The organism is Micromonospora sp. NPDC005205, assembly GCF_040608275.1.
Taxonomy (GTDB): domain Bacteria; phylum Actinomycetota; class Actinomycetes; order Mycobacteriales; family Micromonosporaceae; genus Micromonospora.
Genome location: NZ_JBEXHV010000015.1, coordinates 19,496 through 45,599, shown reverse-complemented (window position 1 = coordinate 45,599; position 26,104 = coordinate 19,496). Strand labels below are relative to the sequence as shown.

Here is a 26,104-nt window from a genome sequence, read left to right as displayed (position 1 = left end):
GTCACATCGGCTGCAGCGGCCCCACCCGCACCGGTAGGCTCGGTCCCGGCCGTCACCAGGCGGCGCCCTCCCGGCGCCGGTGGCGGTCGCCGCCTAATCGCCCACCTGGGCGAACCGGGGAACCATGTTCCTGGGGTGTATCCGCGTCAGCGGTAGGGATCTTCCGTCCCGAACCCGTCAGCTAACCCGGTCGGCGGCTGACGGAAGGACATGCGCAGTGGCACCAGCACGACCACCCGCCGCCCGACTGGCGGCCCTGATCGTCGCGATGTTCGCCCTCGGCGTCGCGCTTCCGGCCGGCACCGCCTCGGCCGCTCCCCCGACCGGCCTGCGAGCCGCCGCACCCGACTCCGACGAGGAGGGCGGCACCCCGGCGTTGCGGGCCCAGCTCGATGCGGCCAGCAAGGGCTACCTGGACGCGAAGCGCGCCCTGGACACCTCAGTGCAACGGCAGAAGCAGCTCGGCACCCAGTTGGAGACCATCGAGGTCGAGATCGACCAGCGCAACGGCAAGGTCGGCGAGATCGCCGAGGTCGCCTACCGCACCGGCCGGCTCGGTGCGGTGTCGGCGCTGCTCAACAGCAACACCCCGGAAGGCTTCATGGACCGGGCGGCCGCGCTGGACGCGGTGGCGGCCAACGAGGACCGGGTGCTGCGCGACCTGCTGGACACCAAGGACAAGGCCAACCGCACCCGGGTCGCCCTGGACGGCGAGATCAACGAACAGCGCAAGCAGGTCGCGGTGATGGCCAAGCGCAAGGAGCAGGCCGAACGGGCCCTGACCGTGGCCACCACGCCCAAGCCGCAGACCACCGCCGACGCCGGCTCCAACCGCGGCACCTCCAGCGCCAACGCGAAGGCCGCACCACGCAACTCCGACGGCTCCTGGCCCTCCGAGTCGTGCAGCGTCAACGACCCCACGCCGGCCAACGGCTGCATCACCCCGCGCACCCTGCACGCGCTCAACCAGGCCAAGGCCGCGGGATTCACCCGGTACGTCTCGTGCCACCGCCCCAGCGGCTCGGGTGAACACCCGAAGGGCCGGGCCTGCGACTTCGCGGCGCAGAAGAACGGCTTCGGCGGCGACGCCACCGGCGGCGACAAGACGTACGGCAACAACCTGGCCGCGTACTTCATCCGCAACGCGGACCGGCTCGCCGTGCTCTACGTGATCTGGTACAGGCAGATCTGGCTGCCCAGCAGCGGGTGGAAGTCGTACAGCGGGGCGGGCGGCGACCCGTCCAGCGACCACACCAACCACGTACACCTGTCGGTCTACTGACCCACTCGTCGTGATGCCTGTGAGCCACTGGATGGCTCACAGGCATCACGTGCGTCAGGGGCCGGGCTACGTCACCGGGCGTACCCCTGATGTCGTCGCTCGTCGGACGACCCGGCCGTGGCCGGCGGGCAGCATCGCGGTATGCCTCGGATCCGACCCACCACCCGCAAGGCGCTGCTCACCCTGCACCTCGTCACCTCGCTCGGCTGGCTCGGCGCCGACCTGGTGCTGCTCACCCTCGGCGTCGCCGTTCAGCGGGGTGCCGATCCGGCAGTGGTCTATCCGGTCACGGCCTTGGTCGGCACGGTGCTGTTCGCGCCGCTGAGCGTCCTGGTGTGGTTGATCGGAGTCGCCAGCTCGCTGCTCACCCCGTGGGGCCTGCTGCGCCACCGGTGGGTGCTGGTCAAGCTCGTGCTCACCACGGTGATGGTCGGGCTGGTGCTGTTCCTGCTCACCCCGACTCTGCGTCACGCCGGAGCGGTCGGCGCCGCTCTGCCCGCCCGCGATCGCGCCGACCTGGTCATCGCACCGGCCGTGTCGACCAGCCTGATGGTCATCGCGACAGTGCTCTCCACCTACAAGCCGTGGGGCCGACGTCCCACCACCCGCCCGACCCGCAACAGCGCGCCAACCCCGACCTAACGCACCCCACGGCCCGCCCCGCACACCCCGCACGCCCGCGATCTTGCAGTTACTGCGCCGACATATGGGTTCATCCCACTGATATCGACAGCCGAAACTGCAAGATCGGCGCGCCAGGGGCGGGTCAGGGGGGCGGGGTGTTGTTGGTGCGGTCCAGGGCGGCGCCCAGTCGGGTGGCGAGGGCGAGGTGAGCGGCCTGGGCCTGGCGGAACGCGTAGCGGAACAGGGGCCTCGGCGCGGTCAGGGTGATCTCGACGTCGATGCGGGTCAGGCCGTCCGGCTCGGCGCGTAGTCGGGTGTGGTTCCGCACCGTGGTGGCCGGCCACTGGCGGGCCACCATGACGATCTCGTCGGCCTCGCTGATCAGCACGTCCGCGTGGTAGGTGGTCCGGAAGCGCAGCGGACCGGCCGCCAACCGGTCGTTGATCGTGTAGCTCGCCTGGGCACCGGGCCGGGGCGGTACCCGGCGAACCCGCACGATCAGCGGATGCAGCTCGCCCTGCCGGGTCAGGTCGCTGAGCAACGCTGCCGCCTCGGCGGGTGAGCACCGGGCCTGGACGGTGTAGCTGAAGGTATCGCTGCTGAGCACACCGTCTCCCGCCGTCGTCTGGTCGCCCGATCGTCCCGTACCGATGTCTGGCTGGCAACGCCCCACGGACCCTCAGCGCCGCGCCGGACCGGGCCGATGCGACGACCTGCCACCACCTGCGCCATTAAGGTCGGTTAGTACGAAATCTTCCGAAGGTGCCGGAGGGCGGCCAGCATGAACGGCGACGACCGATGAGTGGGCACGTGATGGTCTTCGCGCCCACCCCACAGCTGACGGTGATGGTGGACCAGCCCAACGACCACCCCGAGCTGCACCTGCACCCCGGCGGGCAGGGTGTCTGGCAGGCCCGGATGGTGCTCTCCCTCGGAGTCGACGTGGTGCTCTGCGCCGCCCTCGGCGGTGAGATCGGCCAGGTGCTGGAGCCACTGCTGGTCAGCGAGGGTGTGGACCTCAAGGTGGTGGTCCGTGACTCCGGCAGCGGCGGGTACGTGCACGATCGCCGCGACGGCTCCCGACAGGAGATCGCCGACGTGCCCGGACAGCCGCTGAGTCGGCACGAGATCGACGAGCTGTACAACCTCGCCCTCGGCGAGGGCCTACGGGCCTCGGTGAGCATCCTCAGTGGGCCGAACGAACCGTGGCTCGTACCGGCCGACCTGTACCGACGCTTCGCCGCCGACCTCGGCGCGAACGGTGCTCGGGTGGTGGTCGACCTCTCCGGCGATCACCTCGCTTCGGTGCTGGAGAGCGGGGTGTTCTTCCTCAAGGTCAGTCACGAGGAGTTGATCCGCGACGGCCGCGCCCGCAGCGACGACACCGAGGAGCTGACCCGGGCCCTGTACGAGTTGCACGCGGGCGGCGCCGAGACGGTGGTGGTGAGCCGCGCCGACCAGCCGGCGTTGGCGCTCATCGACGGGGAACTGTTCCAGGTCGAGATGCCCCGGCTGGAGGCCGCCGACCCACGCGGCGCGGGCGACTCGATGACGGCCGGAGTGGCCGCCGTCGTGGCCAGGGGCGGCGACATTCGGACCGCCATCCGCACCGGCGCCGCCGCCGGCGCGCTGAACGTGACCCGGCACGGCCTGGGCACCGGGCGCCTGGACTCGATCACCGGCCTGGTGGACCGGGTCCGGCTGGTGCCGGCGGACAGCCGTCAACAGGAGCGGACCACCCCGGACGAGTTGGCCGGCCGGGTGGTCGAGCGATGACCCTGCGGGTGTTGATCACCAACGACGACGGGGTCGCCGCGCCGGGCATCCAGGCGCTGGCCTGGGCAGCCAGGCGGCGGGGCCTGGACGTCGTCGTGGCCGCCCCGATGGAGGAGGCGAGCGGCACCAGCGCCGCGATGAGCGCCGTGGAGCGCGACGGGCGGGTCGTCGTGAACGACCATCCGCTGCCGGACCTGGCGGGGGTGCCGACGTACGGGGTCGCCGGGTCGCCGGGCTTCATCACGCTGATCGCCCTGCACGGGGCGTTCGGACCACCGCCGGCGGTGGTGCTCTCGGGCGTCAACCGGGGCGCCAACGCCGGCCGGGCGGTGCTGCACTCCGGGACCGTGGGCGCCGCGTTCACCGCCGCCAGCAACGGCTGCCGGGCGATGGCGGTCTCCCTGGACGTGCTCTCCGTCGGCGAGGCGACGGCCGCGAGCGGTGGCTCCGCGGTGGATGCCGCAGCCCGGATACGCGACGCCGAGAGGCACTGGGGCACCGCCGCGCGGGTCGCCCTGGACCTGCTCCCTCGCCTGACCTCCGCGCCGATGGAGAGCGTGCTCAACGTGAACACCCCGGACCTGCCGCACGGGCAGTTGCGCGGGGTGCGGCGCGGCACCCTGGCCAGCTTCGGCCAGGTGCAGATGACGGTGGCCGAATCCGGCCACGGGTTCGTCCGTACCTCGCTGGAGGAGCCGGGGCAGGCCGCACAGCCGGGCACGGACGTGGCGTTGCTGGCCGCCGGGTACGCGTCGGTGACGGCCATCCGAGCGGTCACCGAGGCGACCGACATCGACCTGACCGGTCTGGACGAGCAGCCCTGACGGGGAGACCCGGCGCGCTCAGGCGCCGGGGAGCACCTCGGGGGTGGCAGCGCCGGCGAAGTAGGGCTCCGGGGCACCGAAGAGGCCGAGCAGGCCGGTCACCCAGAGCTGCCGGTGCACGAACCGGCTCGGCTGGGTCACCACCAGCTTGACGTCGCTGACCTCAGCCGTCTGGAAGCCGGCGACCATGGCGCTGATGCCGACCGAGTCGATGAAGGTGACCAACCTCATGTTGAGTTCGATGCGCAGCGGGCGGCCCTTGGCCAGCACCTCTGCGATCGCTTCGCGCACCTCGTACGCTGTGTCGACGTCGATCTCACCCCGCGGGGCGATCTCCACGACACCACCGGACAGAACCGACTTCACGATCGACAGGCTCACGCGAGCACCTCCACCCGCCCGTCCCCCGGGCGCCTCATCAGTACGCGGGCCGCGACCGAGAGTATTCCTCTGACGGCCTCGGTCGCCACCCCTCGGGATGAGCAATTCACGGATCCGGGCCCACAAAGCCACCCATATCCGTACTTTTCAGTATCTGATTACTCAAGACTTTTCGTTATCTGACCATCGGCGATCAGTCGGGGCCGGCCCGCCGCCGAACCAGGGTAGCGGTCCGGAACCGGCGCGCCCGACATACGGCCCGTGACGTACGCCCGCCCCGTGTGCCGTCGGCGTGTCGCCCACCGTCGGCCGGCGCGGCCCGCGCCCCCGGTTGCCGACGCGCCCTAGCATCGGCCGGGACACCACCGCTACGGAGAGGATCTTCGATGATCAAGCGACTTGCCGGGCTGGCCGGCGTCGGTGTTCTGCTCGCCCTCGTCCTGGCCTGCGGTTTCGGTGGCGGAGACGACGATGACGACGATGACGACGACTTCGCCCGAGGTGTCGCCGTGTCAGCCGTGCGCTGATTCGGTGGCGTGCCGAGTTCCGGCGCGCCGGGCTACTGGTGCTGCGTGCAGCTCGGGGTTTGCGTCCGGCTGACGCGGGGCACTGCGGGATAGGCGACACCGTGACGCGCTGGAAAGACGCCGAAGTCCGAAGTGGCCGGCGGCTTCGGCACCTGAGGAGGTAACCACGATGTTCGGAACCAACCTGCTGGACCGCCGCAGCAAGCCGGAGCGGATCGCGGACCAGGCATGGGAGCACCTGCTCTCAGCGGTCAGCTACGCCGGTGACAGTGTGCGGGACACCGCCCGATCGGCCCGCCAGAACAGCAGCGACCTCGCCGACGGGGCGGGTGACCTGGTGGGCTCCGCCGCCGAGGAGGCGCGACGCCGCGCCTCGCTGGCCTTCGACGCGCTCGCCGGCCGCCAGCCGGCACTGCCCTGGACGCTCCTGATCGGCGCCGCCCTCGTCGGCGCGGCGGTCGGCTGGGCCGTCGGCTCCGCCGCGCGGGCCGCCGGCAGCCGGGACGACACGGTCGACGACGTGGAGTTCGTCGACGTCGATCGCCCCAACTCCCCCGCCGTCTGACCGACGGCACCACCATCGGCCCCGCTCGACCCCGGTCGGGCGGGGCCTGCTGTCATCTGCCCGCTCGGGTGGAACCCGGTCCGCCGGGTGCCGGACCCCTCAGGCGGCCCGGCGGACCGGTGCATCGGTGGTGATCCGGGATCCCGTCCGGATCACCTGATCGGTGGCTCGCGCCCGTGTCGGCCGCAGGTCTGGGTGGTTGTCGGCGCGGTACTCGGAGGCTGTCGGTCGGTGGCAGGCCGAAGTGGACGTCGGCGCCGGTGGAGGTCGCTGGACTGATCTGCGCAAGGGCTGTTCCTCTCGGGATCGGGCCCCGGGGGACGGGGTCGATCACCTGACTGCCGCCGTGGCCCGGGGGACGAGCACGACGACGAGACGGCTAGAGCTGCCCTGGCTCCACCACCCGACGCGACGGCTCCCGCAATCGAGGAATGCGATTACCGTAACCGAAACCAGCTCGCTTTGGAAGCGCTCCCATCATCGATGTTCGACGCGCTCCCCCACCCGCCCCGCCCAGGTCGGGCCCCTCCGTCACCCGGTCCGGGCGAGGACGGCTCACCCGGGGCGGCGGCAAGATCGCAGCACGGCGGGCCTCCGGCCGCGGCCAGCACCCGGTCCGCCATCGGAACAGCGGAGGAGGGACAGATGGCCATCGCGGAGATCAGTCGTACCGACCAGGACATCCAGTCCGCCGTGCTCGACGAGCTGACCTGGGAACCACGGGTGCAGCCGCACGAAATCGGCGTCACCGTCGCCGAGGGCGTCGTCACCCTGACCGGCCGCGTGGACAGCTACGCCAAGAAGTGGGCCGCCGAACGAGCCACCCACCGGGTCGCCTCGGTCCGGGCGGTCGCGAACGACCTGGCAGTGCAGCTCACCAACGGCACCGAGCGCGCCGACAGCGACCTGGCCGCCGCGGCCAGCCACGGGCTGGAGTGGGACGCGTTCGTACCCATCGAGAAGCTCCAGGTCACCGTCTCCGCCGGCTGGGTGACGCTGCACGGCGACGTCGAGTGGGAGTACCAACGGCGGGCGGCCGAACGCGCGGTGGCCCGGCTGACCGGCGTACGCGGGGTGAGCAACGGCATCACCGTCCGACCGGCCAGCGCGCCGGACGCCCGCAACCTGGCCGACCGGATCGTCGACGCCCTCGCCCGGGCCGGAGCGACCGAGGCCGAACGGATCAGCGTCCGGGTGCACGGCGACACCGCGATCCTCGCCGGCTTGGTGCACTCGATGCCCGAACGAGCCGAGGTCGAGCAGGTGGCCTGGTCCGCACCGGGCATCCGGGAGGTGCAGAACCACATCGCGGTCGCCCCGGTGCTGCGCTGAGCGGGCGCGGACGCCCGCTGAGCGGGCGCTGAACGGGCGGGGAACCACCCGGGGTGGGTGAGCCCGTCTCACCCACCCCGGGAGCAGCCTGGTGGCATGAGTGATCCGAACGGGCTGATCCAACCGGGACGCACCGCACCCGGTTTCACCCTGCCGGCCACCCCGGACGGGGCCCTGCTCGGGCCCGAGCAGTTCCGTGGCCAGCCGGTCGTGCTCGCCTTCTACCCCGCCGACTGGAGCCCGGTCTGCGGTGACCAGATGTCGCTCTACCAGTCGGCGGCACCCGTCTTCGCCCAGTACCGGGCGGTGGTGCTCGGCCTGTCGGTGGACGGCATCTGGTCACACCGGGCGTTCGCGGAGAGCCGGGGCATCGAGTTCCCCCTGCTGGCCGACTTCGAGCCCAAGGGCGAGGTGGCCCGCAGCTACGGCGCGTACATGCCCAACGGTGAGGCGGCCCGCGCGCTCGTGGTGCTGGACCCGGCGGGGAAGGTGACCTGGAGCTACCTGTCGCCGCCCGACGTCAACCCCGGCGCCGACGGGATCTTCGACGCGCTGGACCAACTCGCCGCCGATCGGAAGGTGATGGCCCGATGAGCACGCCACTGCAGGTCACCGCCCGACTTCGAGACCCGGTGACCACCGACGACCACATCCGGGGGCCGGCCGACGCGGCGGTGACCATCGTCGAGTACGGCGACTTCCAGTGCCAGTTCTGCGGTGCCGCGTACCCGAACCTGCACGAGTTGCTGCGGCAGCGGGCCGACACCGTACGGCTGGTCTACCGCTACTTCCCGATCGCCAACGTGCACCCGTACGCCGAACGGGCCGCCGAGACGGCCGAGGCCGCCGGGGTCCGGGGCCGGTTCTGGGAGATGCACGACTGGCTCTACGAGCATCAGGACCAGCTCGACCCGGTGCACCTCTCGCTCGGCGTCGAGCAGGTCGGCTTGCCGCCGGACGAGTTGAACGCCGAGGTGGAGAACCGTGCGCACGCGGACCGGGTGCGTCGGGACTTCGTGGGGGGCATCCGCAGCGGGGTGAACGGCACCCCGACACTGTTCGTGAACGGCATCAGGCACGACGGCGGGTACGACCTGCCCGACCTGCTGACGGCAGCGGATGCCGCCGCCAACGCCTGACCCGCTCAGATCAGACGCAGCTCGCGCGCCCGCCGGACCGCCTCGCGCCGGCGGGTCGCGTCGAGTTTGCGGTAGATGTTGCGGACGTGGGTCTTGACGGTGTTGACCGAGAGGGACAACTCGGCGGCGATCTCCACGTTGGACAGGATGCTCTGCAGGTAGCGCAGGATGGTCAGCTCCCGTTCGGTGAGCGGCTCGTCGAGCGCGCCCCCCGGCCCGGCGGTCGGCCCGACGGCGCCCTGTCCCGCGCCCCGCACCAGGTCACTGACCAGCGTGAAGTGCGCGGTGCCCGCGTCCAGGTGCGCGGCCAGCAGGTCCCGCACCGGTGGTTCGGCGCGGGTGAAGACCCTGCGGCAGCCCTGCGGGCCGGCCAGGCTCAGCGTCTGCTCCAGGATCCGACCCGCCCGACGCCCGTCCCCGGCGCGCTGGGCCAGCACCGCGTCGAGCAGACCGGCGTCCAGGCGTACCGGTAGCGGCCAGGACGTGGCGGCCGGCGCCTGCCAGTCCGGCAGGGTCCGCTCGGCGATGGCGGCGTCACCGGCCCGCAGCTGCACCTTCGCCAACGTCACGGCGAGCACCGGGTCGGCCCCCTCGTCGGTGGCGTCGGCCAGCAGGTCGCGGGCGGAGTCCAGGTCGCCCCGCGCGGCCCGCAGTTCGGCCTCGGCGGCCCGCAACAGGCCAGTCAGCTCGTCGGCGGACGGCCGGTCGGCCAGCGCCTCCCGGGCCCGGACGAGCAGCCGCTGGCCGGTCGCCGGGTCGCCGGAGTCGCGGCCTAGCTGTGCCCGGCACAGCGCGGCCACCGCCGCCGCCACCGGCTCGTCGGAGGCGGCGGCGAGCCAGTCGCCGCCCAGGGAGGGGTCGCCGGCCCAGCCGTGAGTGACGTCGAGCGCCCCGACGGCGAGGGCGAGGTTCGCGGCGGCCTCCTCGGGCTGGTCGCGCAGCAGCGCCACCAGGGCGAGAGCCAGGTACGCGTGGCCGCAGTCGAGCCGACAGGACCAGCCCCGACAGGGCGGCATGCCGAGCGCCTCCCTGGCCGCCTGCTCGGCTGCTCGCAGCTCACCGCGCACCGCGAGCAGCAGCGCGGCGCGGCTTGCGGCGACCAGCTCGGTGCGCGGCCGGCCGGCTTCCCGCGCGGCCGCCCGGGCCCGCACGAACCGGGCGGTGGGCAGCGCCCCGTCGGCCAACTCGACCAGCCCCAGCGCGGTACCGGTGAACGCCCGCAGGTCCAGGTCGTCGGCGGCGCCGCCGCCACCGGCCGTCGGGGCGGAACTGGAAACCCCCGTCGGCAGCCGGGTCGGCGTGGCTTCCGCCGGGCGGGTGCGCAGCAGGCGAGCGGCGGCGGCCCGGGCCTCGGTGCGGTCGTCGGCGAGCCGGGCCACTGTCAGCTCCAGTGCGGTGACCAACCGCAGAAACCGGTCCCGGCGCGGCACCGGCAGCCCTGCGGCGTGACCGGCGGCGGCCCGCAGGTGACCGGTGGCGGCCGGCAGGTCACCGGCGTACGCGCGCTCGGCGGCGCAGGCCAGCGCCACCTCCGGGTCGGCCCTGATCACCTCCGCCGGTGGCGGGGTGGGTGCCAGGGCGTGCACCGGGTCCCGGTCGTAGCGGGTCAGCTCCGGCCAGTGCGCGACGAACAGGTCACCGGCCAGGTCCCAGCGGCCGGCGGCCAGGGCATGCCGGAGAGCGTCGGCGGGCCGCCCGTCACCCGCGTACCAGTTGGCGGCCCGGACGTGCAGGTCGCGTAGCTCGTCGACGGGCAACCGGGCGAGGTCGGCGCGGAGCAGCTCGGCGAGCAGGGAGTCGTACCGGTACCAGGGCGGCCGGGTGTCCTCCCGGTGCAGCAGACCGCCGGTCCCGGCCAGGTCGGCCAGCACCTGCCCGGCGTCGGCGCGGTCGGTCAGCGCCTCGGCCAGGTCGGCGCAGACGGTGTCGACGACTGCGGTACGGCGCAGCAGCTCCTCCTCGGCCGGGTCGAGCGTCGCCAGCACCTCCTCGCGCAGGTAACCGGCGATCTCCGGGTGGTCTCCGCCGAACTGCCCCACCCAGCGTTCCGGGTCGGACTGTCCGCGTACCGCGAGGGCGGCGATGCGCAGCGCGGCCGGCCAGCCGCCGGTGCGCTCCCGCAGCCGGCGCACCGCGGTCGCCGGCAGCGCGGCGGCGTGGGCGGTGAGCAGGTCGGCCACCTCGTCGTCGGTGAACGCCAGCTCGTCCGGGCCGATCTCGGTCAGCTCGCCGGCGAGACGAAGCCGGTGCAGTGGGAGGTGCAGTCCGGCCCGCGCGCCGATCACCAGACGGAGCCGCCGCCCGGCATGCCGCAGCAGGAACTCCAGGCCGGTCAACGCCGCCGGGTCGGCGACCCGGTGCAGGTCGTCCAGGATCAGCAGCACCGGCCGGTCGGCGGCGGCGAGCATGGCGGCCAGCGCCTCCAGTTGGTCGGGGCGGGGCGGCCGGTCGGGCACCGGGCCGCCCTCCGTCGCCCCGGTCGCCGAACGCAGCGCCGCGGCGAGGTAAGCCCAGAGCCGGTCGGAGTCGTCGCCGGCCTCCACCGACATCCACGCCGAGACCGGGACGTCAGCCGACGAGACCGACAGGTCACCGGAGTCCGGCACCATCCCGCCCGGCTCTACGTCGGGCGGCGCGCCGCCCAACCGTGTCCAGGACGCGAGCAGGGTGGTCTTGCCCCAGCCGGCGGGAGCGGCGACCAGGGTGACCGGTCCCGCGCTGCCCTCGTCCAACCGGCGCAGCAGGCGGGGCCGGGCGACCACCGGCTCCGGCGGCACGGCCGGCGTCAGCCGGGACGCCAACAGCGGTGGCCCCGATGCCGGTTCGACCCGTACGTGATCCTGTTCCGGCACCCAGCCCCACCCCCACCACGCGCTCCGCCCCCGGTCGGCGAGCGGTTACCCGGCACGGGCCGGTTCACCCCTTCCGGGCGAGCGCGCTTCACCCGGGTGCGACCGACGATCGGGGGACGTGCACCGGGAGGACGGGTGGTACCGATGGGACGGCTGGCGCGGGCGGGACCCGCACTCGGTGGGGCGGCGCTGGCCGGGGCGGCGCGGCTGCTGCGCGTACCCCGTCGGGGTGGCCGGCCTGGCGCGGACGGTGACGCCGCGGCGCGTGGCCGGCACGGCGCGGACGGCGACGCCGCAGCGTCGGCCCGGTGGGAGGTGGTGACCGTCGACCGGCCGCCGGAGCAGGTGCTGCCGGAGGGCCGCTGGCCGGAGCCGCTGCGTCGCCTGGACGGGGCGGTCGAGGTGCGGGTGCGCCCGGCGCCCGGTGACCGGGGCACCGAACTGGCCGCCCGAGCGCTGGCCGGCGTCACCCCGCCCACCGGGCTCGCCGCGCACGTCGTCGGCGACGACCCGGGTCTGCTGGTCCGCCGGACCCTGCGCCAGATTAAGCAACGGGTGGAGACCGGTGAGGTGCTCCGCGCGGACCGCTCGGCGCTGGACCGCCCCGGGGTCCCCGGGTGAGAGCGCTCTGTTGGGTGGCAGCCGACGAACTGGCCGTACGCGAGGTCCCCGACCCGGAGCTGCGCAACGAGCGTGACGTCATCGTCCGGGTTCGGCGCAGCGCCACCTGCGGCGGTGACCTGCCGCTGCTGGCCGGCCGGCACCCGCTGCTGCGGCCCGGCGAGGTGCTCGGCGCGGAGTTCCTGGGCGAGGTGGTGGAGGTCGGCCCCGGGGTCCGCCGACACCGCGCCGGCGACCGGGTGGTGGTCGGTGCGAGCGTGGGCTGCGGCGGCTGCTGGTACTGCCGTCAGGGCCTGCACTCCTGCTGCGACAACGCCCACGCCGACCTGCCCAGCGCCGACCCCGACTGGGCCCGCTCCGACGCAGGCTGTTTCGGCCGGCCCCGGGCGGCGGGCGGTTTCGCGGGCGGCCACGCCGAATACGTGCGGGTGCCGTACGCCGATGTGAGCGCCTTCCGGGTGCCGGACGCCGTCGCCGACGACCGGGCGGTGTTCGCGGCCGACGTGGCACCGACCGGGTGGCTCGCCGCCGAGTTGGGTGCGGTGCGTCCCGGCGACGTGGTGGCGATCTGGGGCGCCGGGGCGGTGGGTCAGGTGACCGCCCGGGCGGCGGTGCTGCGCGGAGCCGCCCGGGTGCTGGTCGTGGACCGGCACGAGCAGCGGTTGCGGATGGCCGAGCGGCACTCCGACGCCGAGCCGCTCGACTACCGCCACACCGACGTCGCGGCCGAACTGCGCGACCGAAGCGGTGGGCGCGGGCCGGACGTGTGCGTGGTGGCGGTCGGCACGCCGCCGGCCCGGTCGAGGGCCGACCGGTTCGGTGGCCAACACGCCGACCGACCGGACGCGCTGCGTGAGGCCGTGCACGCGTGCCGCAAGAGCGGTGTGGTGGTGGTGCTCGGCGCGACGGGCGGGTTCGTCGACGCGTTCCCGCTGGGCGCGCTGACCGAGCGGCGACTCACGCTTCGCGGCGCCGGTCGGCCGGATCTGCGGGACGTGCCGATGCTGCTGGACCGGATGGCCCGCGACGAGCTGCGGACCGAACACCTGGCCACCCACCGGCTGCCGTTGGCGCAGGGCCCCGAGGGGTACGCGCTGTTCCGGGACCGGGCCGACGGCTGCGTACGCGCCGTGTTCACACCGTGACCGCCTCCTCGTGATCGCTGATCGGCGACCACGAATGGCAGACTCTGAGGATGACTGGCGAGCGAACGTACGACGTGGTGCTGTTCGGAGCGACCGGGTTCACCGGCGGCCTGACCGCCGAATACCTGGCCCGGCACGCGCCGGCCGAGCTGCGCTGGGCGTTGGCCGGGCGCAACCCGCAGCGCCTCGCCGCCGTGCGGGACCGGCTCGCCGCGATCGACCCGGGCCTGGCCGACCTGCCGCTGCTCACCGCCGACGTGACGGACGCCGAGTCCCTGCGGGCGGTGGCGGAGAGCGCCCGGGTGGTGGCCAGCACTGTCGGCCCGTACATCCACCACGGGGAGCCGCTGGTCGGGGCCTGCGCCCGGGCCGGCACCGACTACCTGGACATCACCGGCGAGCCGGAGTTCGTCGACCTCATGTACGTGCGTCACCACGCCGAGGCGACACGCACCGGCGCGCGGCTGGTGCACGCCTGCGGCTTCGACTCCGTCCCGCACGACCTGGGCGTCTGGTTCACCGTCAAGCAACTGCCCACCGACGTCCCGATCACAGTGGACGGGTACGTGCGCGCCGGCGGTCGGTTCTCCGCCGGCACCTACCACTCGGCGCTCACCGCGTTCTCCCGTGCCGGGCAGGCCAGCCAGGCCGCCCGGGACCGTCGGGCGGTCGAGCCGCGCCCTACCGACCGGCGGGTCCGGGCGGTGCCCGGCCGGCTGGCCCGCTCGGCGGAGCTGGGCATCTGGACCGTGCCGCTGCCGACCATCGACCCGCAGGTGGTCCGCCGCTCGGCTGCGGCCCGCGCGGAGTACGGCCCGGACTTCCGCTACCGGCACTTCGCCGCCGTGAAGCGGCTGCCCACCGTGCTGGCCGGCGCGGCCGGGCTCGGCGCGCTGATCGGGCTGGTGAAGCTGCCGCCCAGCCGACGCTGGCTGCTCGGCCGGCTCGCGTCCGGGCAGGGGCCCACCGCGGAGCAGCGAGCGTCGTCCTGGTTCCGGGTCCGGTTCGTCGGCACCGGCGGCGGGCAGCGGGTGGTCACCGAGGTCGCCGGCGGTGACCCCGGCTACGACGAGACGGCGAAGATGCTCGCCGAGTCGGCGCTGTGCCTGGCGTTCGACGAGCTGCCGTCGACCGCCGGTCAGCTCACCCCGGTCGCCGCGATGGGTGACGCGCTGCTCGACCGGCTCGTCCGGGCCGGCCTCACCTTCCGGGTGCTCAAGCAGGAGACGCGGGAACCTGCGGCTTGACCCTCAACCGGGTCGAGGGGGCAGGATGCCCAGCGTGAGTGACCTGCACAGCATCGGCGAGCTGGCCCGAGCCAGCGGCCTGACCGTCAGCGCGCTGCGCTTCTACGACTCGGCGGGGGTGCTGGAGCCGACCCTGGTCGACCCGGTGACCGGCTACCGCTGGTACACCGAGGGGCAGATCGCGCCGGCCCGGCTGGTGGCCGGGCTGCGTCGGATCGGCATGCCGGTGCCGGAGATCGCCGCCGCGGTACGCGCCGAGCCGGCAGTGGTGCACCAACTGCTCGACGCGCACCTACGTCGGCTGGCCGACGGGCTCAGCGACGCCCGCCGCGAGGTCGACCGGCTCCGCGCCCTGGTGGACCCGGCCCCGCCGACCGCCACCACACTCCTGGTCACCCCCACCGCCCTGGCCGCAGCGCTCGACGCGGTGCGCTTCGCCGTCGGCGTCGATCCGGAGCTGCCGATGCTGGCCGGGGTGCTGTTCGACGTGGAGTCCGACGGCGTCCGGCTCGTCGCCACCGACCGGTACCGGCTCGCGCTGGCTCGGGCCGGGGCCGACGTCGACGGGCCGCCCGTGCGGGTGTTCCTGCCGGTCGCCCTCGTCGACCAGCTCCGGCCGCTGCTCGACACCGGCGACACCTGGCCGGTACGGCTGACGGTGGCGGGCATGGACCTGCGGGTGCGGGTGGCCGACCGCACGCTGACCGCCGCCGCCCTGCCGTACGACTTCCCGGACTACCACCGGCTGTTGCGTAAGTCCGTCGGTGAGCGGCCGACCGCGCGCCGGATCCCGGTGGACGTGGCCGCGCTGCGCGCCGCGCTGGCCGACCCGGCGGCACCCACTGTCGCCCTCGACCACGACGGCACGACCCGGCCGGTCACCGTGCTCGGCGTCGACGAGCAGGGCGGGCTGCGGCTGCTTCCCGCCGCCGACCTGGGCACCGACGCGCTGCGGGTCGGGGTGGACGGCGGTTACCTGCTGGACGCGCTGAACGCGGCCGGCGCGCCGCAACTGGTGCTGGAGCTGGATGGGCCGATCGCACCGCTGGCCGTACGCCGACCCGATGACGTCGACACCTACTCGGTGCTGATGCCGATCCGGCTGGAGAACCTCCCCGTCCCGGGCCGAGAGGGCCGCGACGGTAGCATCTGATGGTTCACCAGTGAACCCCGGACGGAGGCGTACGGAGCAGCATGCTCGACATGGAGTTGATCCGGAAGGATCGCGAGGCGGTGGCGACCGCGCTGGCGAAGCGTCTGGATCCCGCCGAGGTCACCCGTGCCCTGGACGAGATCCAGCGGCTCGACCAGGAACGCCGCGCCCTGATCACGGAGATCGACGCCGAGCGGCAGCGCCGCAAGGCCGAGGCCCGGGCGTACGCGCTGGCGAAGCGGGCCGGCGAGGAGCCGCAGGCCGCCGCACCGGAGGCGGAGCGTAAGCAGCTCGCCGAGCTGGAGTCCCAGCTGGACGAGGTGCAGGCCCGGCTGCGCGACGCGATGAGTGAGCTGCCCAACCTGCCCAGCGACGACGTGGTGGCCGGCGGCAAGGAAGCCAACCGGGTGGTGAAGACCTTCGGTGAGCCGCCGGCGATCGAGAAGGTCCGCGACCACGTGGAGCTGAGCCGCGCGTTGGGCCTGGTCGACTACGAGCGCGGGGTCAAGCTCGGTGGGTCCGGTTTCTGGATCTACACCGGGGTCGGTGCCCGGCTGGAGTGGGCGCTGCTCAACTACTTCGTCGACCAGCACATCAGGGCCGGCTACGAGTTCCTGCTCCCGCCGCACCTGCTGCTGGATTCGGCCGGCTTCGCCGCCGGGCAGTTCCCCAAGTTCTACGACGACGTCTACCACCTGGACTCGGCGTCCGCCCCGCGCGGGCAGTTCCTGCTGCCCACGTCGGAGACGGCGATCCTCGGCGCGTACCAGGACGAGATCCTGGAGACGCCGAAGCTGCCGCTGAAGGCGTTCGCGTACACCCCGTGCTACCGGCGGGAGTCCGCCGGCTCGCACTCGGACGAGCGCGGCACGGTGCGGGGGCACCAGTTCAACAAGGTGGAGATCTTCCAGTTCACCCTGCCGGAGCAGGCCGACGCGGCGCTGGAGGAGATGCTCGCCCACGCCGAGAGCCTGGTCGAAGGGCTGGGACTGCACTACCAGCGCACGCTGCTCTCGGCCGGTGACGCCAGCGCCTCGATGAAGAAGACCCTCGACATCGAGGTGTGGATGCCGAGCACTGGCAAGTACAAGGAGGTGTCGTCGGTCTCCTGGGCCGGCGACTACCAGGCGCGTCGGGCGGCCATCCGTTACCGCGAGCCGGGCGGCAAGCAGACCCGCTTCGTGCACACCCTCAACGGGTCGGCACTGGCCACCAGCCGGCTCTTCCCGGCCATCCTGGAGCAGAATCAGCAGGCCGACGGCAGTGTCCTGGTCCCCAAGGTCCTCCAGGACCGCCTGGGCACCGACCGTCTGACCCCCCTGCGCTAGCCGGCCCCCGAAGCGGTCGACGGCGGCGGGCCCGGTGCGTCCGCACCGGCCCCGCCGCCGTGGTCAATCCCCACCGGGCCCTCATGGTTGATCATGAAGTTATTGCCCGTCGCCCCGGCGTGTCACGGCGATAACTTCATGATCAACAAGGGCTGGGGTCGGGCGGTGGGCGCGCTTCACCAGGAGCGCGGCCAGGAGGAGCAGGGCCAGGGCGGCCAGCAGGACCGTTGGGCCCGCGCGATCCACAGTGTCGGCCAGGGCTCGCTGGACCTGGGCGGCCACCCGGACGACCGGGTCGTCCAGGGCGTCCCGGCGGCCGGCGGCGAGCCGTAGCTCGTACCAGCCGTACCAGGCGACGTAGCAGCCGGCGACCAGCAGCACCAGTCCACCGAGGCGGGGCACCAGCGCGCCGGCGACCCGCAGCCGGGCCACCAGGCCGTCGCGCACCAGCGCCACCCCGAGCGCGGCGACCGCGACCACCAGACCCATCCCGAGGGCGTACGCGCCGAACAGCGCCAACCCCTGACCGGTCGAGCCGGCCTGGAGGCTGGTCACCACGATGGCCAGGAACGGCGCGATGGCGCAGCCGAGTGACGCCAACGCGTACGCGGCGCCGAACAGCACCATCGACGGCCAGGAGCGGGTCAGCCGAGGTGCCCGGGCCGACCAGCCGGGGGCGGGCAGCCGCCGACCGGCGAGCAACCAGCAGCCGGCCACCACCAGCAGCACGCCGAGCGCCACTGTCAGCCACGGCAGCCGGGGTCGCAGCCAGCCGGCCAGCGGTGCCAGCGCCAGGCCGAACGCGCCGAACACCAGCACGTACCCCACTGTCAGCCCGGCCGCCGCGGTGAGCGCGCGGCCGACCGCGCCGCGGGTGTCCGACTTCCCGGCGACCAACAGCGAGAGGTACGCGGGCAGCAACGCGAAGCCGCACGGGTTGACAGCGCCGAGCATGCCGGCGGTCAGCGCGAGCAGCAGTGTGGCGGTCACGCCCCGGCCAGTGCGGCGACCTTGGCGGTGAGCGCCTCACCGTCCAGGAAGCCGTGGTGCACGACTGCGCCGTTCCGGTCGATGACCACGAAGATGCTCTGCTCGGTCACCTTGAACCGCTTCCAGAGCGCGCCCCTGGTGTCCTCGATCTGCGTCGTCGCGCCGAGGTCGAACTCGGTGACGAACTCCTTCATGGCCTTCCGCTCGCCCAGCCCGGCGACGCCGACGATCGGCACGGTGTCGCGGTATCGGGGTTCGATCTCGGCCACCGTCCAGGCCTGGCTGGCGCAGGTGGCGCACCACGGCGCCCAGAACCACAGCACCACCGGTTTGCCGGCGAGCCGCGCCGCGTCGAACGCCGCCCCACCGAGCGTGGTCCCGGTGAAGCGCAGCACGTCCGGGACCTGCGCCGGAGCGGCCGGCGGCCCGCCGGTCGGCGTGGACGCTGCCCCGGTCGGTGCGGATGGCGCCCCGGTCGTGGTTGACGAGGCATCGGTCGAGGCCGGGGCCGACCCGGCGGCGGCGGGCCCACCCGGCGCGGTGCCGGTGCAGGCGGCGACACCCAACAGGGCTACCACGAACGCCCCGGCGGCAGCGGCCCGGCGCAACTGCCCGGCCGCGGTCCCGCGGCGCAACTGCCCGGCCCCTGTCCACGCCATGCTGATCCGCATCCGTTTCTCCGTTCCGGTCCGGAAGGGACCCCTGGTGGGCCTGACGCTTCGCTATTCCGCCTTGGCGAGTCGGAGAGCCAACTCCGGGCAGACCTTGACCGCCTTCAGCGCGCCCTCGCGCAGCCAGGTCGGCACGGGGGTGGCCGGGAAGGCCGGATATCCGTTGGCGTCGAGCCGGATGAAGTCCGGTACGACGTGCGCGCAGAGGCCGTGCCCGTCGCAGCGGGACCAGTCCAGGGTGAGCTTCTGCGGATTCGCATCGGGTGCGCCCGGCAGCCCCATCATGCCCTTGACCCGCCGGCCACAGCCGTCGCCGGTGCTGTGCAGCCGCAGGTCCTCGACGAAGACCTCGATCGCGGAGAGCGCGAACCGGGCGGTGCCGTCGGGGTGACTGCACGCGCCCCGGCCCTTCACCTCGCCGGCGGCGGCGCGCACCACGTCCGCCGGTTGGCTGCCGGCCACGGCCAGGTCCACCGCGCGGGCCAGATCCGGCAGACCCATCTTGCACGGCCCGCACTGGCCGGCGGACTCGCCGGCCAGGTAGCGCACCACCTGGGCGGCCTCACCGAGCGGGCAGGTGTCGACGCCGAGCGGGACGATGATGCCCGCGCCGAGGGTGCCGCCGACAGCGGCCAGGCCCTTGCGGGAGACCTCGGCCTTCTCCGCCGCCTCCTGGGTGATCCACTTGCCGTGGTAGCCGCCCATGAGGATGCCCTGGACGTCCGGCACCTCGCACAGGTCGAGGACGTCGCGCAGCGGCATGCCGGCGGTGCACTCCACCACGGCCGGTCGGCCCGCTGCGCCGGTCACCGTGAGCAGCACGGTGCCCGGCTCGTCGTCGGTGCCGAGCGCCGCGTACTCGTACGGGCCCAGTCGGGCACCGATGGCGAGCTGCGCAAACGTCTCGGCGTTGGACAGCAGGGTGGGCAGACCGCTGACCCCGGAGTCGCTGGAGCGTTTCTTGGTGCCCGGCGGGATGTGCGGCAGCCCGTTGATGCCGTTGACGAGTGCGCCGCCCTCGCCGGAGATGAACCGGTGCGGCACTGTGACGATCGTCGTCTGCACCGGCATCCGGCGCTCGTCGAGCGCGTCCATCAGTGAGTCCCGGCCGACCCCGTCGTCCGCCACGCCGATCACGATCTCGTCGGCGTCCAGCGCGTACGCGGCCAGCGCGGCACCGTCCAGGATCAGGTGCGGAGCGCGGGTCAGCAGCACCTTGTCCTTCCAGCTGGCCGGCTCCCCCTCGGTGGCGTTGACGACCACCACGGCGGCCAGGTCCTGCCGCTCGCAGGACTCCAGCACCGCGCGCATCTTGCGGGCGAACGGGAACCCCGCCCCGCCCTTGCCCTTGAGCTGCATGCCCTCGGCGAGCTGGAGCAGCTGCGCGGGCTCCATCGGGCCGATCGGTCCGTGCACCTCCTCGTGCGCGCGCAGGTCGAGTCGGCCGTACTCGGCGAAGCCGGCGGTGAGCCGGGGCTCGCCCACACAGGCGACGGGTGGCACGGCGGTCCGCATCACTTCGCCTCACCCCGCAGCCCGGCCCAGTACGCCCCGTCCACCGCGTCGGCGCTGGCCTTGCGGCGCTTGGACTTGCCCTCGCCGGCTGCCCGCTTGGCGCGGCGGGACGCCAGGTCGACAAGGGTCGGGGTGTCGTCGACGGGCGGCGCCACCTCGTCCGGCACGTACCGGGCCGGCGGACGCCAGTAGTCCGGCTCCTCGGGCAGGTCGTCGTCGACGCTGTGCCGGCCGCTGCCGCTGCGCGGCGCCGACGAGATCGGGCTGCTGGAGACCGGGCCGGCGGAGATCGGCTCGTCGGCCTGCCACCGGCGCGGGCTGTCCCAGGGCTCCTCGGGCTCGGCGAGGGCCGGCAGCGGCGGCGCCGAGTAACGGCTGCCGTCGTCCTCGGAGCGGGACCGGCGACGGGACCGCTCGGCGGCCGGCTCCTCGACGCGGCGCCGTCCGGTCGGCACGGCCTCGTCGCGGGTACGCGAGGCGCGCCGCCGGGTCACCGGCTCGACCTCCTCCTCGTCCCGTCGACGGGTGTCGGTCTCCTCCACGCTGCGGCGGGCCGACCGGCGGGTCGTCGACTCCTCCTCGGCACGTCGGCCGCGCGAGGACCGCTCGGTGTCGCGGCGGGCGGCCGGCTCCTCCTCCCGCCGACGACGGCTCGGCCGGGCCGGCTCGACGAGGGAACCGGGCTCGGGCACCACCGGGACGGTGAACCGTTCCGGGTCGCGCCGCGTGGCCGGCGCGGCCCAGGTGGCGGTCGTGGTGTCCGCCCAGGCGGGACGCTTCTCGGCGGCCTTCGGGCGTCGACCCAACCCGGCCAGCAGCGATCTGGCGGTCTTCGCCTCCTCGGCCCGGCCGATCATCACCGCGTTGCGCACCGCTGCCTGGTGCTGCTCGCGGCTGCGCCGACCGATGCTGACCGAGAACCGGACCAGCAGGGCCAGCACCACCAGCAGAATGCAGCCCAGGTAGCTGAACATCACCCAGGGCGCGGCGGCCCGACCGGCGTTGAGGCCGTGGAAGACAGCGAACGGCCAGGCCAGGTACGCGGTGGAGTGCAGCGTGCGCCACAGCCACTTCGGACCGACGCCGGCGAAGCGGGCGCGGATGATGCCGGTCCAGATCACGCTGACCATCAGCAGCGCCGCCACGGTGCCGAGCCCGATGTAGAGCCCGCGGCCGCCGACGAACGGAACCAGCGCGTCGGTCGCCGCCGCCCGCCCGGTGGCGACCTTGGTGAGGACGTGGAAGCCGAGCCCGGCTACGCCCAGCACGCCGGTGGCCCGGTGCGCCGACTGCATCAGCACCCGGTGCGGGATGCGCAGCACCAGCCGGTCGGTGGCGAGCAGACCGAGCATCACGGTGAGGCTCAACGCCACCAGGGAGATGACCCCGGCGAAGAACTCGGTGAAGAAGAAGCCGTACGCGTACGCCGTCTGGCCAACGCCGGTCAGCATGATCGCCGCCCAGAGCGCGGCGAGCACCGACGCGATCAGCAGGGCGCTCGCCGACCGTGACGGCGCGCGCACCCCCCGACTGCTGGCGCTGGTCCGGACCGTCGCCGCCTTCTTGTCCTGCTCTGCCCGGGCCATCTGCTCCTCGATCGTCTCGCGGCGGCGCACCACCGGCCGACCCCTGCTCCCCCATCCAGTACGGGCCGGCGGGGCGCGCGGATCACCTGCGGAAGGAAATTTCTCGGCCGAAATCGAACCGAGGGGCGCGGCAGTGCGTTCCACCCGCTCCCACCCACCGATCAGGACAGTGACGAATGCCCATGCATTGACAGTCCTCGCAACACGCTTGTAACCTTTCAGCAATTTTCAGTCAGGCTTGCAAGATCCCGGCAAGCCGATAGCACTCCCCCACCGCACCACCACCCCCGCTCCCGCTCCCGCTCCCGTCAGGAGTCCCCATGCACCGACGTCGACGTGGTTCGACGCTCCTCGCCCTCGGCCTGCTCGTCAGCCTGCTCGTCCCCACCGCCGTGACGGCACCCCCGGCCGCCGCCGCCCCGTCCGGCGGCAAGAAGGTCATCGTCCAGCTCTTCGAGTGGAACTGGCCCTCGGTGGCCAGCGAGTGCCAGAGCACCCTCGGCCCGAAGGGCTACGGCTACGTGCAGGTCTCGCCCCCGCAGGAGCACGTGCGGGGCAACCAGTGGTGGCTGGCGTACCAGCCGGTCAGCTATCGGATCGAGTCCCGCAAGGGCACCCGGGCCCAGTTCCAGTCGATGGTGAACACCTGCCACGCGGCCGGGGTCAAGGTGATCGTCGACGCGGTGATCAACCACATGTCCGGCCAGGACAACGGCGGCACCGGCTGGGCCGGCTCGTCCTACTCGCACTACGACTACCCGGGCATCTACCAGACCCAGGACTTCCACCACTGCGGGCGCAACGGCGGCGACGACATCGCCAACTACAACGACAGGTACGAGGTGCAGAACTGTGAACTGGTCAACCTCTCGGACCTGAAGACCGAGTCGGACTACGTCCGCACGAAGATCGCCTCGTACCTGAACGACCTGCTCTCGCTCGGCGTCGACGGCTTCCGGATGGACGCCAGCAAGCACATGCCGGCCGCCGACATCGCGGCCATCAGGGGCAAGCTGTCCCGCTCGGCGTACATCGTGCAGGAGGTCATCTACGGTGCCGGCGAGCCGGTCCAGCCGACCGAGTACACCGGCAACGGTGACGTGCACGAGTTCCGCTACGGCAAGGACCTGGCCCGGGTGTTCCGCTCCGAGCGGTTGGCGTACCTGCGCAACTTCGGCGAGGGTTGGGGGCACCTGCCCGCCGGCCCGGCCTCGGTGTTCGTCGACAACCACGACACCCAGCGCGACTCCGGTGGGGTGCTGACCTACCGCGACCGGGGCATCTACGCGCTGGCGAACGCCTTCATGCTGGCCTGGCCGTACGGCTCTCCGACCGTCATGTCCAGCTACACCTTCAGCAACCGGGACGCCGGCCCACCGTCGGACGGCGCCAACAAGACGCTCAACGCCACCTGTTACTCCGGCTGGGAGTGCGAGCACCGCTGGCCGGTGATCGCCAACATGGTCGGCTTCCGCAACGCCACCGAGGGTGCCGGCGTGGCCAACTGGTACGACAACGGCAACAACCACATCGCGTTCAGTCGCAGCGGCAAGGGCTTCCTCACCGTCAACGACGAGGACGCCGCGGTGAACGGCCGCTCCTACTACACGGGGTTGCCCGCCGGTCGGTACTGCGACGTCATCCACGGCACCTACGCGGGTGGGACGTGCAGCGGTCCGGTGATCACGGTGGACGGTAACGGCTGGTTCGCGGCGAACGTGCCGGCGCACGACGCGGTGGCCATCCACATCGGCGCGCGGGTCTGACGCGATCGGGGCCTCCGGACGGCGGGTCTCGCCGAACCGGGGGCCCCGAAGCATCCGCCACCATAGAGTGGTTTCGTGCCGTTTGACCGAAAGACTCCGTACCGCCGTCGCGGCGTCTGGGTGGCCGCCGCCATCGGCGTACCCGCGCTGCTGGTGACCGCGCTGCTGGTCGGCCAGGCCCTCACCCCGAGCTCGACGGCCCCCGACGACCGCGACGTGGTGGCAGCCGACCCCACTCCGAGCAGTGTGGAGCAGAGCCCGGAGGAGTCGATCCCCCCGGCCGCGCCCGCCCCGGACGGGCTGCCGGTGGTCGACTACGACCCCGCCCCCGGCGGGTTCCCCGCCGATCCGTTCACCATGGACGTCACACCGCTGGCCGACGGCGCGCACCCGACGAGACGGATCGCCGCGTACGACGCGCCCGGCGGTCGGCCGCGTGCCTTCCTCGAACCGACCATCCGCGGCGTCGAGCTGACAATGCCGATCGCCCAGCGGCGCGCCGGCTGGACGGCGGTCCTGCTGCCCTCGGCCAACCGCCGGCTCGCCTGGCTGCCGCCCGGCGGGTTCGAGACGGTGGCGCTGCGCGACCAGATCGTTGTGGAACGCAAGGTCCACCGGCTCACCTGGTACCGGGCCGGCAAGGCGGTGCGCTCCTGGGAGGTCAGCCTCGGCCAGTCGGGCCAGGAGACTCCACTGGGGCGGACCTTCGTCCTGGGCCGCACCCCACCGCCGGAGGAGGTCTACGGCGGGGTGGACATCTACGCCCTCGGGTCGGTGCCCGACGACCCCGAGTCGGTGCCGTCCGGGCTGCGCGGCGCGCACATCGGCGTGCACACCTGGCACAACGACGACGAGCTGGGCGAGAACACCACCAACGGCTGCATCCGGCTGACCCGCAGCGGTCAACGGGAACTGCTCGCCGAGGTCCGCCCCGGCAGCAGCGTCGTCGTCGTCGACCAACTGGCCGCCCCACCGCCGACCGCCTGAGCACCTGAGCACCGGCTCGCACTGTCAGTCGCCGAGCAACCAGCCGTTCTGCTCGGCGACCCGGATCGCGTCGGCCCGGTTGCGGGCACCGGTCTTGCCGATCGCCGCCGACAGGTGGTTGCGTACCGTCCCCTCGGACAGGTGCAACGCCCTGGCCAGGTCCGCGACGCTGCCACCGCCCCGGGCCGTCCGCAGCACCTCGGTCTCCCGCTCGGTCAGCGGGCTGATCCCGGCGGCCAGCGTCTCCGCGGCCAGCGTCGGGTCGACCACCCGCAGCCCGGCGTGCACCCGGCGGACCGCGTCGGCGAGCTGCCGGGCCGGCGTGTCCTTGACCACGAAACCGCTCGCACCGGCCTCCATGGCCCGCCGCAGGTAGCCGGGTCGACCGAAGGTGGTCACCACCAGCACCCGGCAGGTCGGCAGCGCGGCCCGCAACGCCGCGGTGGCGGCGATCCCGTCCAGGCCGGGCATCTCCACGTCCAGCAGAGCCACGTCCGGAGCGCTACGTCGGGCCTCGGGCACCACCTCGTCGCCCCGGCCGACCTCGGCGACCACTGTCAGGTCCTCCTCCAACGAGAGCAGGGCGGCCAGTGCACCCCGGACCAGCGCCTGGTCGTCGGCGAGTAACAGCCGGATCGGCGTGGAGCCGCCGCTCACCGGGCCTCCCCCGGCGCGTGCACCCGCAGCAGAAAACCGTCGCCCGTCGGCCGCCGGCCGACGGTCACCACAGCGTCCAGCCGTCGCGCCCGCTCCCGCAGGCCCACCAGCCCGTGCCCGCTCGGGTCGGGAGTGGACGGCCCGCCACCGTCGTCACTGATCTCGACCCGATCCGGGTGTACCCGAATGACGCAGCACCGCGCCCCGCTGTGCCGGACCACGTTGGTCACCCCTTCCCGTACCGCCCAGCCGAACAACCGGTCCCACTCCTGCGGCAGCTCGGGCACCTCGGCCGACACGTCCGCCGCGATGCCCGCCGAGGCCAGCGCGGAGCGGGCGCCGGCAAGCTCCGCGGCGAGGCTGACCTCGCGGTACGCCCCGACCGTCTGTCGTACGTCGGCCAGCGCGGCCCGGGCCAGCGCCTCCACCTCGGCGATCTCGGTGGCGGCCCGCTCCCGGTCGACCTCGATCAGACGGCCGGCCAACTCGGCCTTGATCGCCACCACGGTCAGCGAGTGCCCGAGGATGTCGTGCAGGTCGCGGGCGGCACGGGACCGCTCCTCGGCGACGGCGAGCCGACCGATCTCCTGTTGGGCGGCGCGGAGCTCGCTGTTGCGCTGTGCCAACTGGGCCACCCCGAACATGGCGAACGAGGCGAGCAGCACCGCGAAGACGATGCCGTTCTCCGCCTCCCACCCCGGCACCAGCTGGGACGCCACCACGGGGGTCACCGCACAGAGCACGACGACGGCCAACGCCTCCCGTAGCGGCAGCAGGAAGACCGCTGCCGCGGCCACGTAGACCAGGGTGGCCAGCCAGTCCCCTTCGGTGCCCGGGACACTGGCCAGGCCCACCGCGAGCAGCAGCGCCAGCCCGGCCCGAGCCCGGCCGGTCGGGATGGGCGACAGTGACTGGCGCAGCTTGCGCGCCCACTGGAAGAGCAACACGTAACCGATGCCGAAGACGACAAGGGCCACCACACCGAGGAGCCGCCGCCACAGCTCCGGCTGGTGCAGCGCGGTGGCGAGCGGCACGTTGAGGAAGAACAGCCAGACGGCGGCCAGCAGCCAGCCGGTGACCCGCCAGTGGCGGCTCACCGGCCACGGCTGCCCGGTCGGGAGGTCCATCGGGTTCAC

25 protein-coding genes and 1 riboswitch are annotated in these 26,104 nt (G+C 73.3%); of the genes, 16 read left to right on the top strand and 9 right to left on the bottom strand.

Features of this window, described 5'->3' with window-relative positions:
• Positions 1 to 80: 80 nt before the first annotated feature.
• A riboswitch (cyclic di-AMP (ydaO/yuaA leader) is annotated at positions 81 to 212 on the top strand.
• A gap of 56 nt (positions 213 to 268) precedes the next feature.
• Positions 269 to 1,282, top strand: a complete 1,014-nt coding sequence (locus ABZU43_RS24430) for a hypothetical protein (RefSeq protein ID WP_355008890.1) — start codon at positions 269 to 271, stop codon at positions 1,280 to 1,282.
• A gap of 141 nt (positions 1,283 to 1,423) precedes the next feature.
• Positions 1,424 to 1,924, top strand: a complete 501-nt coding sequence (locus tag ABZU43_RS24425; protein ID WP_355008807.1) for a hypothetical protein — start codon at positions 1,424 to 1,426, stop codon at positions 1,922 to 1,924.
• A gap of 124 nt (positions 1,925 to 2,048) precedes the next feature.
• Here ABZU43_RS24425 and ABZU43_RS24420 read toward each other — a convergent pair whose 3' ends face one another.
• A complete protein-coding gene (locus ABZU43_RS24420) occupies positions 2,049 to 2,513 on the bottom strand; it encodes an SRPBCC family protein (RefSeq protein ID WP_355008806.1) in 465 nt (154 codons plus the stop codon).
• Between the two features lie 191 nt (positions 2,514 to 2,704).
• Here ABZU43_RS24420 and ABZU43_RS24415 point away from each other — a divergent pair, with 191 nt between their 5' ends.
• Together ABZU43_RS24415 and ABZU43_RS24410 are read left to right on the top strand one after the other, a co-directional pair.
• Positions 2,705 to 3,682: a PfkB family carbohydrate kinase gene (locus ABZU43_RS24415; RefSeq protein WP_355008805.1), complete on the top strand. Its 978-nt coding sequence runs from the start codon at positions 2,705 to 2,707 to the stop codon at positions 3,680 to 3,682.
• Positions 3,679 to 4,506 (top strand): 5'/3'-nucleotidase SurE, encoded by an 828-nt coding sequence (locus ABZU43_RS24410; protein ID WP_355008804.1) that lies wholly within the window; start codon positions 3,679 to 3,681, stop codon positions 4,504 to 4,506. Before ABZU43_RS24415 ends, ABZU43_RS24410 begins: the two co-directional genes overlap by 4 nt.
• Before the next feature lie 18 nt (positions 4,507 to 4,524).
• On the opposite strand, the gene ABZU43_RS24405 is transcribed toward ABZU43_RS24410, so the two are convergent.
• Positions 4,525 to 4,887: an STAS domain-containing protein gene (locus ABZU43_RS24405; RefSeq protein WP_088949581.1), complete on the bottom strand. Its 363-nt coding sequence runs from the start codon at positions 4,885 to 4,887 to the stop codon at positions 4,525 to 4,527.
• Positions 4,888 to 5,273: 386 nt separating this feature from the next.
• Between ABZU43_RS24405 and ABZU43_RS24400 the strand changes: the two genes are divergently transcribed.
• The 5 genes from ABZU43_RS24400 (at position 5,274) to ABZU43_RS24380 (ending at position 8,450) form a co-directional block, all read left to right on the top strand.
• Positions 5,274 to 5,414, top strand: coding sequence for a hypothetical protein (locus tag ABZU43_RS24400; RefSeq protein WP_238670080.1), 141 nt, complete (start codon positions 5,274 to 5,276; stop codon positions 5,412 to 5,414).
• A gap of 169 nt (positions 5,415 to 5,583) precedes the next feature.
• Positions 5,584 to 5,979, top strand: coding sequence for a hypothetical protein (locus tag ABZU43_RS24395; protein ID WP_355008803.1), 396 nt, complete (start codon positions 5,584 to 5,586; stop codon positions 5,977 to 5,979).
• A gap of 645 nt (positions 5,980 to 6,624) precedes the next feature.
• On the top strand, positions 6,625 to 7,311 hold the full coding sequence (locus tag ABZU43_RS24390) for a BON domain-containing protein (RefSeq protein ID WP_355008802.1): 687 nt from the start codon (positions 6,625 to 6,627) through the stop codon (positions 7,309 to 7,311).
• 96 nt (positions 7,312 to 7,407) lie between these two features.
• Positions 7,408 to 7,905 (top strand): redoxin domain-containing protein, encoded by a 498-nt coding sequence (locus ABZU43_RS24385; protein WP_355008801.1) that lies wholly within the window; start codon positions 7,408 to 7,410, stop codon positions 7,903 to 7,905.
• The gene (locus ABZU43_RS24380; RefSeq protein WP_091409221.1) at positions 7,902 to 8,450 is read left to right on the top strand and encodes a DsbA family protein; all 549 of its coding nucleotides are present in this window, start codon (positions 7,902 to 7,904) and stop codon (positions 8,448 to 8,450) included. The genes ABZU43_RS24385 and ABZU43_RS24380 overlap by 4 nt, the downstream gene beginning before the upstream one ends.
• A 5-nt stretch (positions 8,451 to 8,455) precedes the next feature.
• On the opposite strand, the gene ABZU43_RS24375 is transcribed toward ABZU43_RS24380, so the two are convergent.
• Positions 8,456 to 11,302, bottom strand: coding sequence for a LuxR C-terminal-related transcriptional regulator (locus tag ABZU43_RS24375; RefSeq protein ID WP_355008800.1), 2,847 nt, complete (start codon positions 11,300 to 11,302; stop codon positions 8,456 to 8,458).
• A gap of 135 nt (positions 11,303 to 11,437) precedes the next feature.
• On the opposite strand from ABZU43_RS24375, the gene ABZU43_RS24370 reads away from it, so the two are divergent.
• The 5 genes from ABZU43_RS24370 to serS are packed head-to-tail and all read left to right on the top strand — an operon-like array spanning position 11,438 to position 16,796.
• Entirely contained in the window at positions 11,438 to 11,923 is a 486-nt protein-coding gene (locus ABZU43_RS24370; protein WP_355008799.1) for a hypothetical protein, read from the top strand.
• Positions 11,920 to 13,068 (top strand): alcohol dehydrogenase catalytic domain-containing protein, encoded by a 1,149-nt coding sequence (locus ABZU43_RS24365; protein WP_355008798.1) that lies wholly within the window; start codon positions 11,920 to 11,922, stop codon positions 13,066 to 13,068. The genes ABZU43_RS24370 and ABZU43_RS24365 overlap by 4 nt, the downstream gene beginning before the upstream one ends.
• Before the next feature lie 50 nt (positions 13,069 to 13,118).
• Positions 13,119 to 14,315 carry a saccharopine dehydrogenase NADP-binding domain-containing protein gene (locus ABZU43_RS24360; RefSeq protein ID WP_355008797.1) on the top strand — a complete coding sequence of 399 codons (1,197 nt, stop codon included), beginning with the start codon at positions 13,119 to 13,121 and terminating at the stop codon, positions 14,313 to 14,315.
• Between the two features lie 25 nt (positions 14,316 to 14,340).
• Positions 14,341 to 15,468, top strand: coding sequence for a MerR family transcriptional regulator (locus ABZU43_RS24355; protein ID WP_355008796.1), 1,128 nt, complete (start codon positions 14,341 to 14,343; stop codon positions 15,466 to 15,468).
• A gap of 41 nt (positions 15,469 to 15,509) precedes the next feature.
• Positions 15,510 to 16,796 carry a serine--tRNA ligase gene (gene serS, locus ABZU43_RS24350; RefSeq protein WP_355008795.1) on the top strand — a complete coding sequence of 429 codons (1,287 nt, stop codon included), beginning with the start codon at positions 15,510 to 15,512 and terminating at the stop codon, positions 16,794 to 16,796.
• Between the two features lie 99 nt (positions 16,797 to 16,895).
• Here serS and ABZU43_RS24345 read toward each other — a convergent pair whose 3' ends face one another.
• Genes ABZU43_RS24345 through ABZU43_RS24330 form a run of 4 tightly spaced genes read right to left on the bottom strand, consistent with a single transcriptional unit; the run spans position 16,896 to position 21,591 of the window.
• On the bottom strand, positions 16,896 to 17,786 hold the full coding sequence (locus tag ABZU43_RS24345) for a cytochrome c biogenesis CcdA family protein (RefSeq protein ID WP_355008794.1): 891 nt from the start codon (positions 17,784 to 17,786) through the stop codon (positions 16,896 to 16,898).
• Entirely contained in the window at positions 17,783 to 18,457 is a 675-nt protein-coding gene (locus ABZU43_RS24340; protein ID WP_355008793.1) for a thioredoxin-like domain-containing protein, read from the bottom strand. The genes ABZU43_RS24345 and ABZU43_RS24340 overlap by 4 nt, the downstream gene beginning before the upstream one ends.
• Before the next feature lie 51 nt (positions 18,458 to 18,508).
• Entirely contained in the window at positions 18,509 to 19,972 is a 1,464-nt protein-coding gene (locus tag ABZU43_RS24335) for an NADH-ubiquinone oxidoreductase-F iron-sulfur binding region domain-containing protein (RefSeq protein WP_355008792.1), read from the bottom strand.
• Positions 19,972 to 21,591, bottom strand: a complete 1,620-nt coding sequence (locus tag ABZU43_RS24330) for a ferric reductase-like transmembrane domain-containing protein (RefSeq protein ID WP_355008791.1) — start codon at positions 21,589 to 21,591, stop codon at positions 19,972 to 19,974. Before ABZU43_RS24330 ends, ABZU43_RS24335 begins: the two co-directional genes overlap by 1 nt.
• A gap of 287 nt (positions 21,592 to 21,878) precedes the next feature.
• Here ABZU43_RS24330 and ABZU43_RS24325 point away from each other — a divergent pair, with 287 nt between their 5' ends.
• Positions 21,879 to 23,324, top strand: coding sequence for an alpha-amylase family glycosyl hydrolase (locus ABZU43_RS24325; RefSeq protein WP_355008790.1), 1,446 nt, complete (start codon positions 21,879 to 21,881; stop codon positions 23,322 to 23,324).
• Between the two features lie 75 nt (positions 23,325 to 23,399).
• A complete protein-coding gene (locus ABZU43_RS24320) occupies positions 23,400 to 24,311 on the top strand; it encodes a L,D-transpeptidase (protein ID WP_355008789.1) in 912 nt (303 codons plus the stop codon).
• 24 nt (positions 24,312 to 24,335) lie between these two features.
• On the opposite strand, the gene ABZU43_RS24315 is transcribed toward ABZU43_RS24320, so the two are convergent.
• Together ABZU43_RS24315 and ABZU43_RS24310 are read right to left on the bottom strand one after the other, a co-directional pair.
• Entirely contained in the window at positions 24,336 to 24,968 is a 633-nt protein-coding gene (locus ABZU43_RS24315) for a response regulator transcription factor (protein ID WP_355008788.1), read from the bottom strand.
• A complete protein-coding gene (locus ABZU43_RS24310; protein WP_355008787.1) occupies positions 24,965 to 26,095 on the bottom strand; it encodes a sensor histidine kinase in 1,131 nt (376 codons plus the stop codon). Before ABZU43_RS24310 ends, ABZU43_RS24315 begins: the two co-directional genes overlap by 4 nt.
• Positions 26,096 to 26,104: the final 9 nt, after the last annotated feature.

Coding starts and splice junctions, on each gene's coding strand:
- ABZU43_RS24430 (WP_355008890.1), top strand. CDS start 269: ATGTTCGCCCTCGGCGTCGCGCTTCCGGCCGGCACCGCCTCGGCCGCT.
- ABZU43_RS24425 (WP_355008807.1), top strand. CDS start 1,424: ATGCCTCGGATCCGACCCACCACCCGCAAGGCGCTGCTCACCCTGCAC.
- ABZU43_RS24415 (WP_355008805.1), top strand. CDS start 2,705: ATGAGTGGGCACGTGATGGTCTTCGCGCCCACCCCACAGCTGACGGTG.
- ABZU43_RS24410 (WP_355008804.1), top strand. CDS start 3,679: ATGACCCTGCGGGTGTTGATCACCAACGACGACGGGGTCGCCGCGCCG.
- ABZU43_RS24400 (WP_238670080.1), top strand. CDS start 5,274: ATGATCAAGCGACTTGCCGGGCTGGCCGGCGTCGGTGTTCTGCTCGCC.
- ABZU43_RS24395 (WP_355008803.1), top strand. CDS start 5,584: ATGTTCGGAACCAACCTGCTGGACCGCCGCAGCAAGCCGGAGCGGATC.
- ABZU43_RS24390 (WP_355008802.1), top strand. CDS start 6,625: ATGGCCATCGCGGAGATCAGTCGTACCGACCAGGACATCCAGTCCGCC.
- ABZU43_RS24385 (WP_355008801.1), top strand. CDS start 7,408: ATGAGTGATCCGAACGGGCTGATCCAACCGGGACGCACCGCACCCGGT.
- ABZU43_RS24380 (WP_091409221.1), top strand. CDS start 7,902: ATGAGCACGCCACTGCAGGTCACCGCCCGACTTCGAGACCCGGTGACC.
- ABZU43_RS24360 (WP_355008797.1), top strand. CDS start 13,119: ATGACTGGCGAGCGAACGTACGACGTGGTGCTGTTCGGAGCGACCGGG.
- ABZU43_RS24355 (WP_355008796.1), top strand. CDS start 14,341: ATGCCCAGCGTGAGTGACCTGCACAGCATCGGCGAGCTGGCCCGAGCC.
- serS (WP_355008795.1), top strand. CDS start 15,510: ATGCTCGACATGGAGTTGATCCGGAAGGATCGCGAGGCGGTGGCGACC.
- ABZU43_RS24340 (WP_355008793.1), bottom strand. CDS start 18,457: ATGCGGATCAGCATGGCGTGGACAGGGGCCGGGCAGTTGCGCCGCGGG.
- ABZU43_RS24335 (WP_355008792.1), bottom strand. CDS start 19,972: ATGCGGACCGCCGTGCCACCCGTCGCCTGTGTGGGCGAGCCCCGGCTC.
- ABZU43_RS24325 (WP_355008790.1), top strand. CDS start 21,879: ATGCACCGACGTCGACGTGGTTCGACGCTCCTCGCCCTCGGCCTGCTC.
- ABZU43_RS24310 (WP_355008787.1), bottom strand. CDS start 26,095: ATGGACCTCCCGACCGGGCAGCCGTGGCCGGTGAGCCGCCACTGGCGG.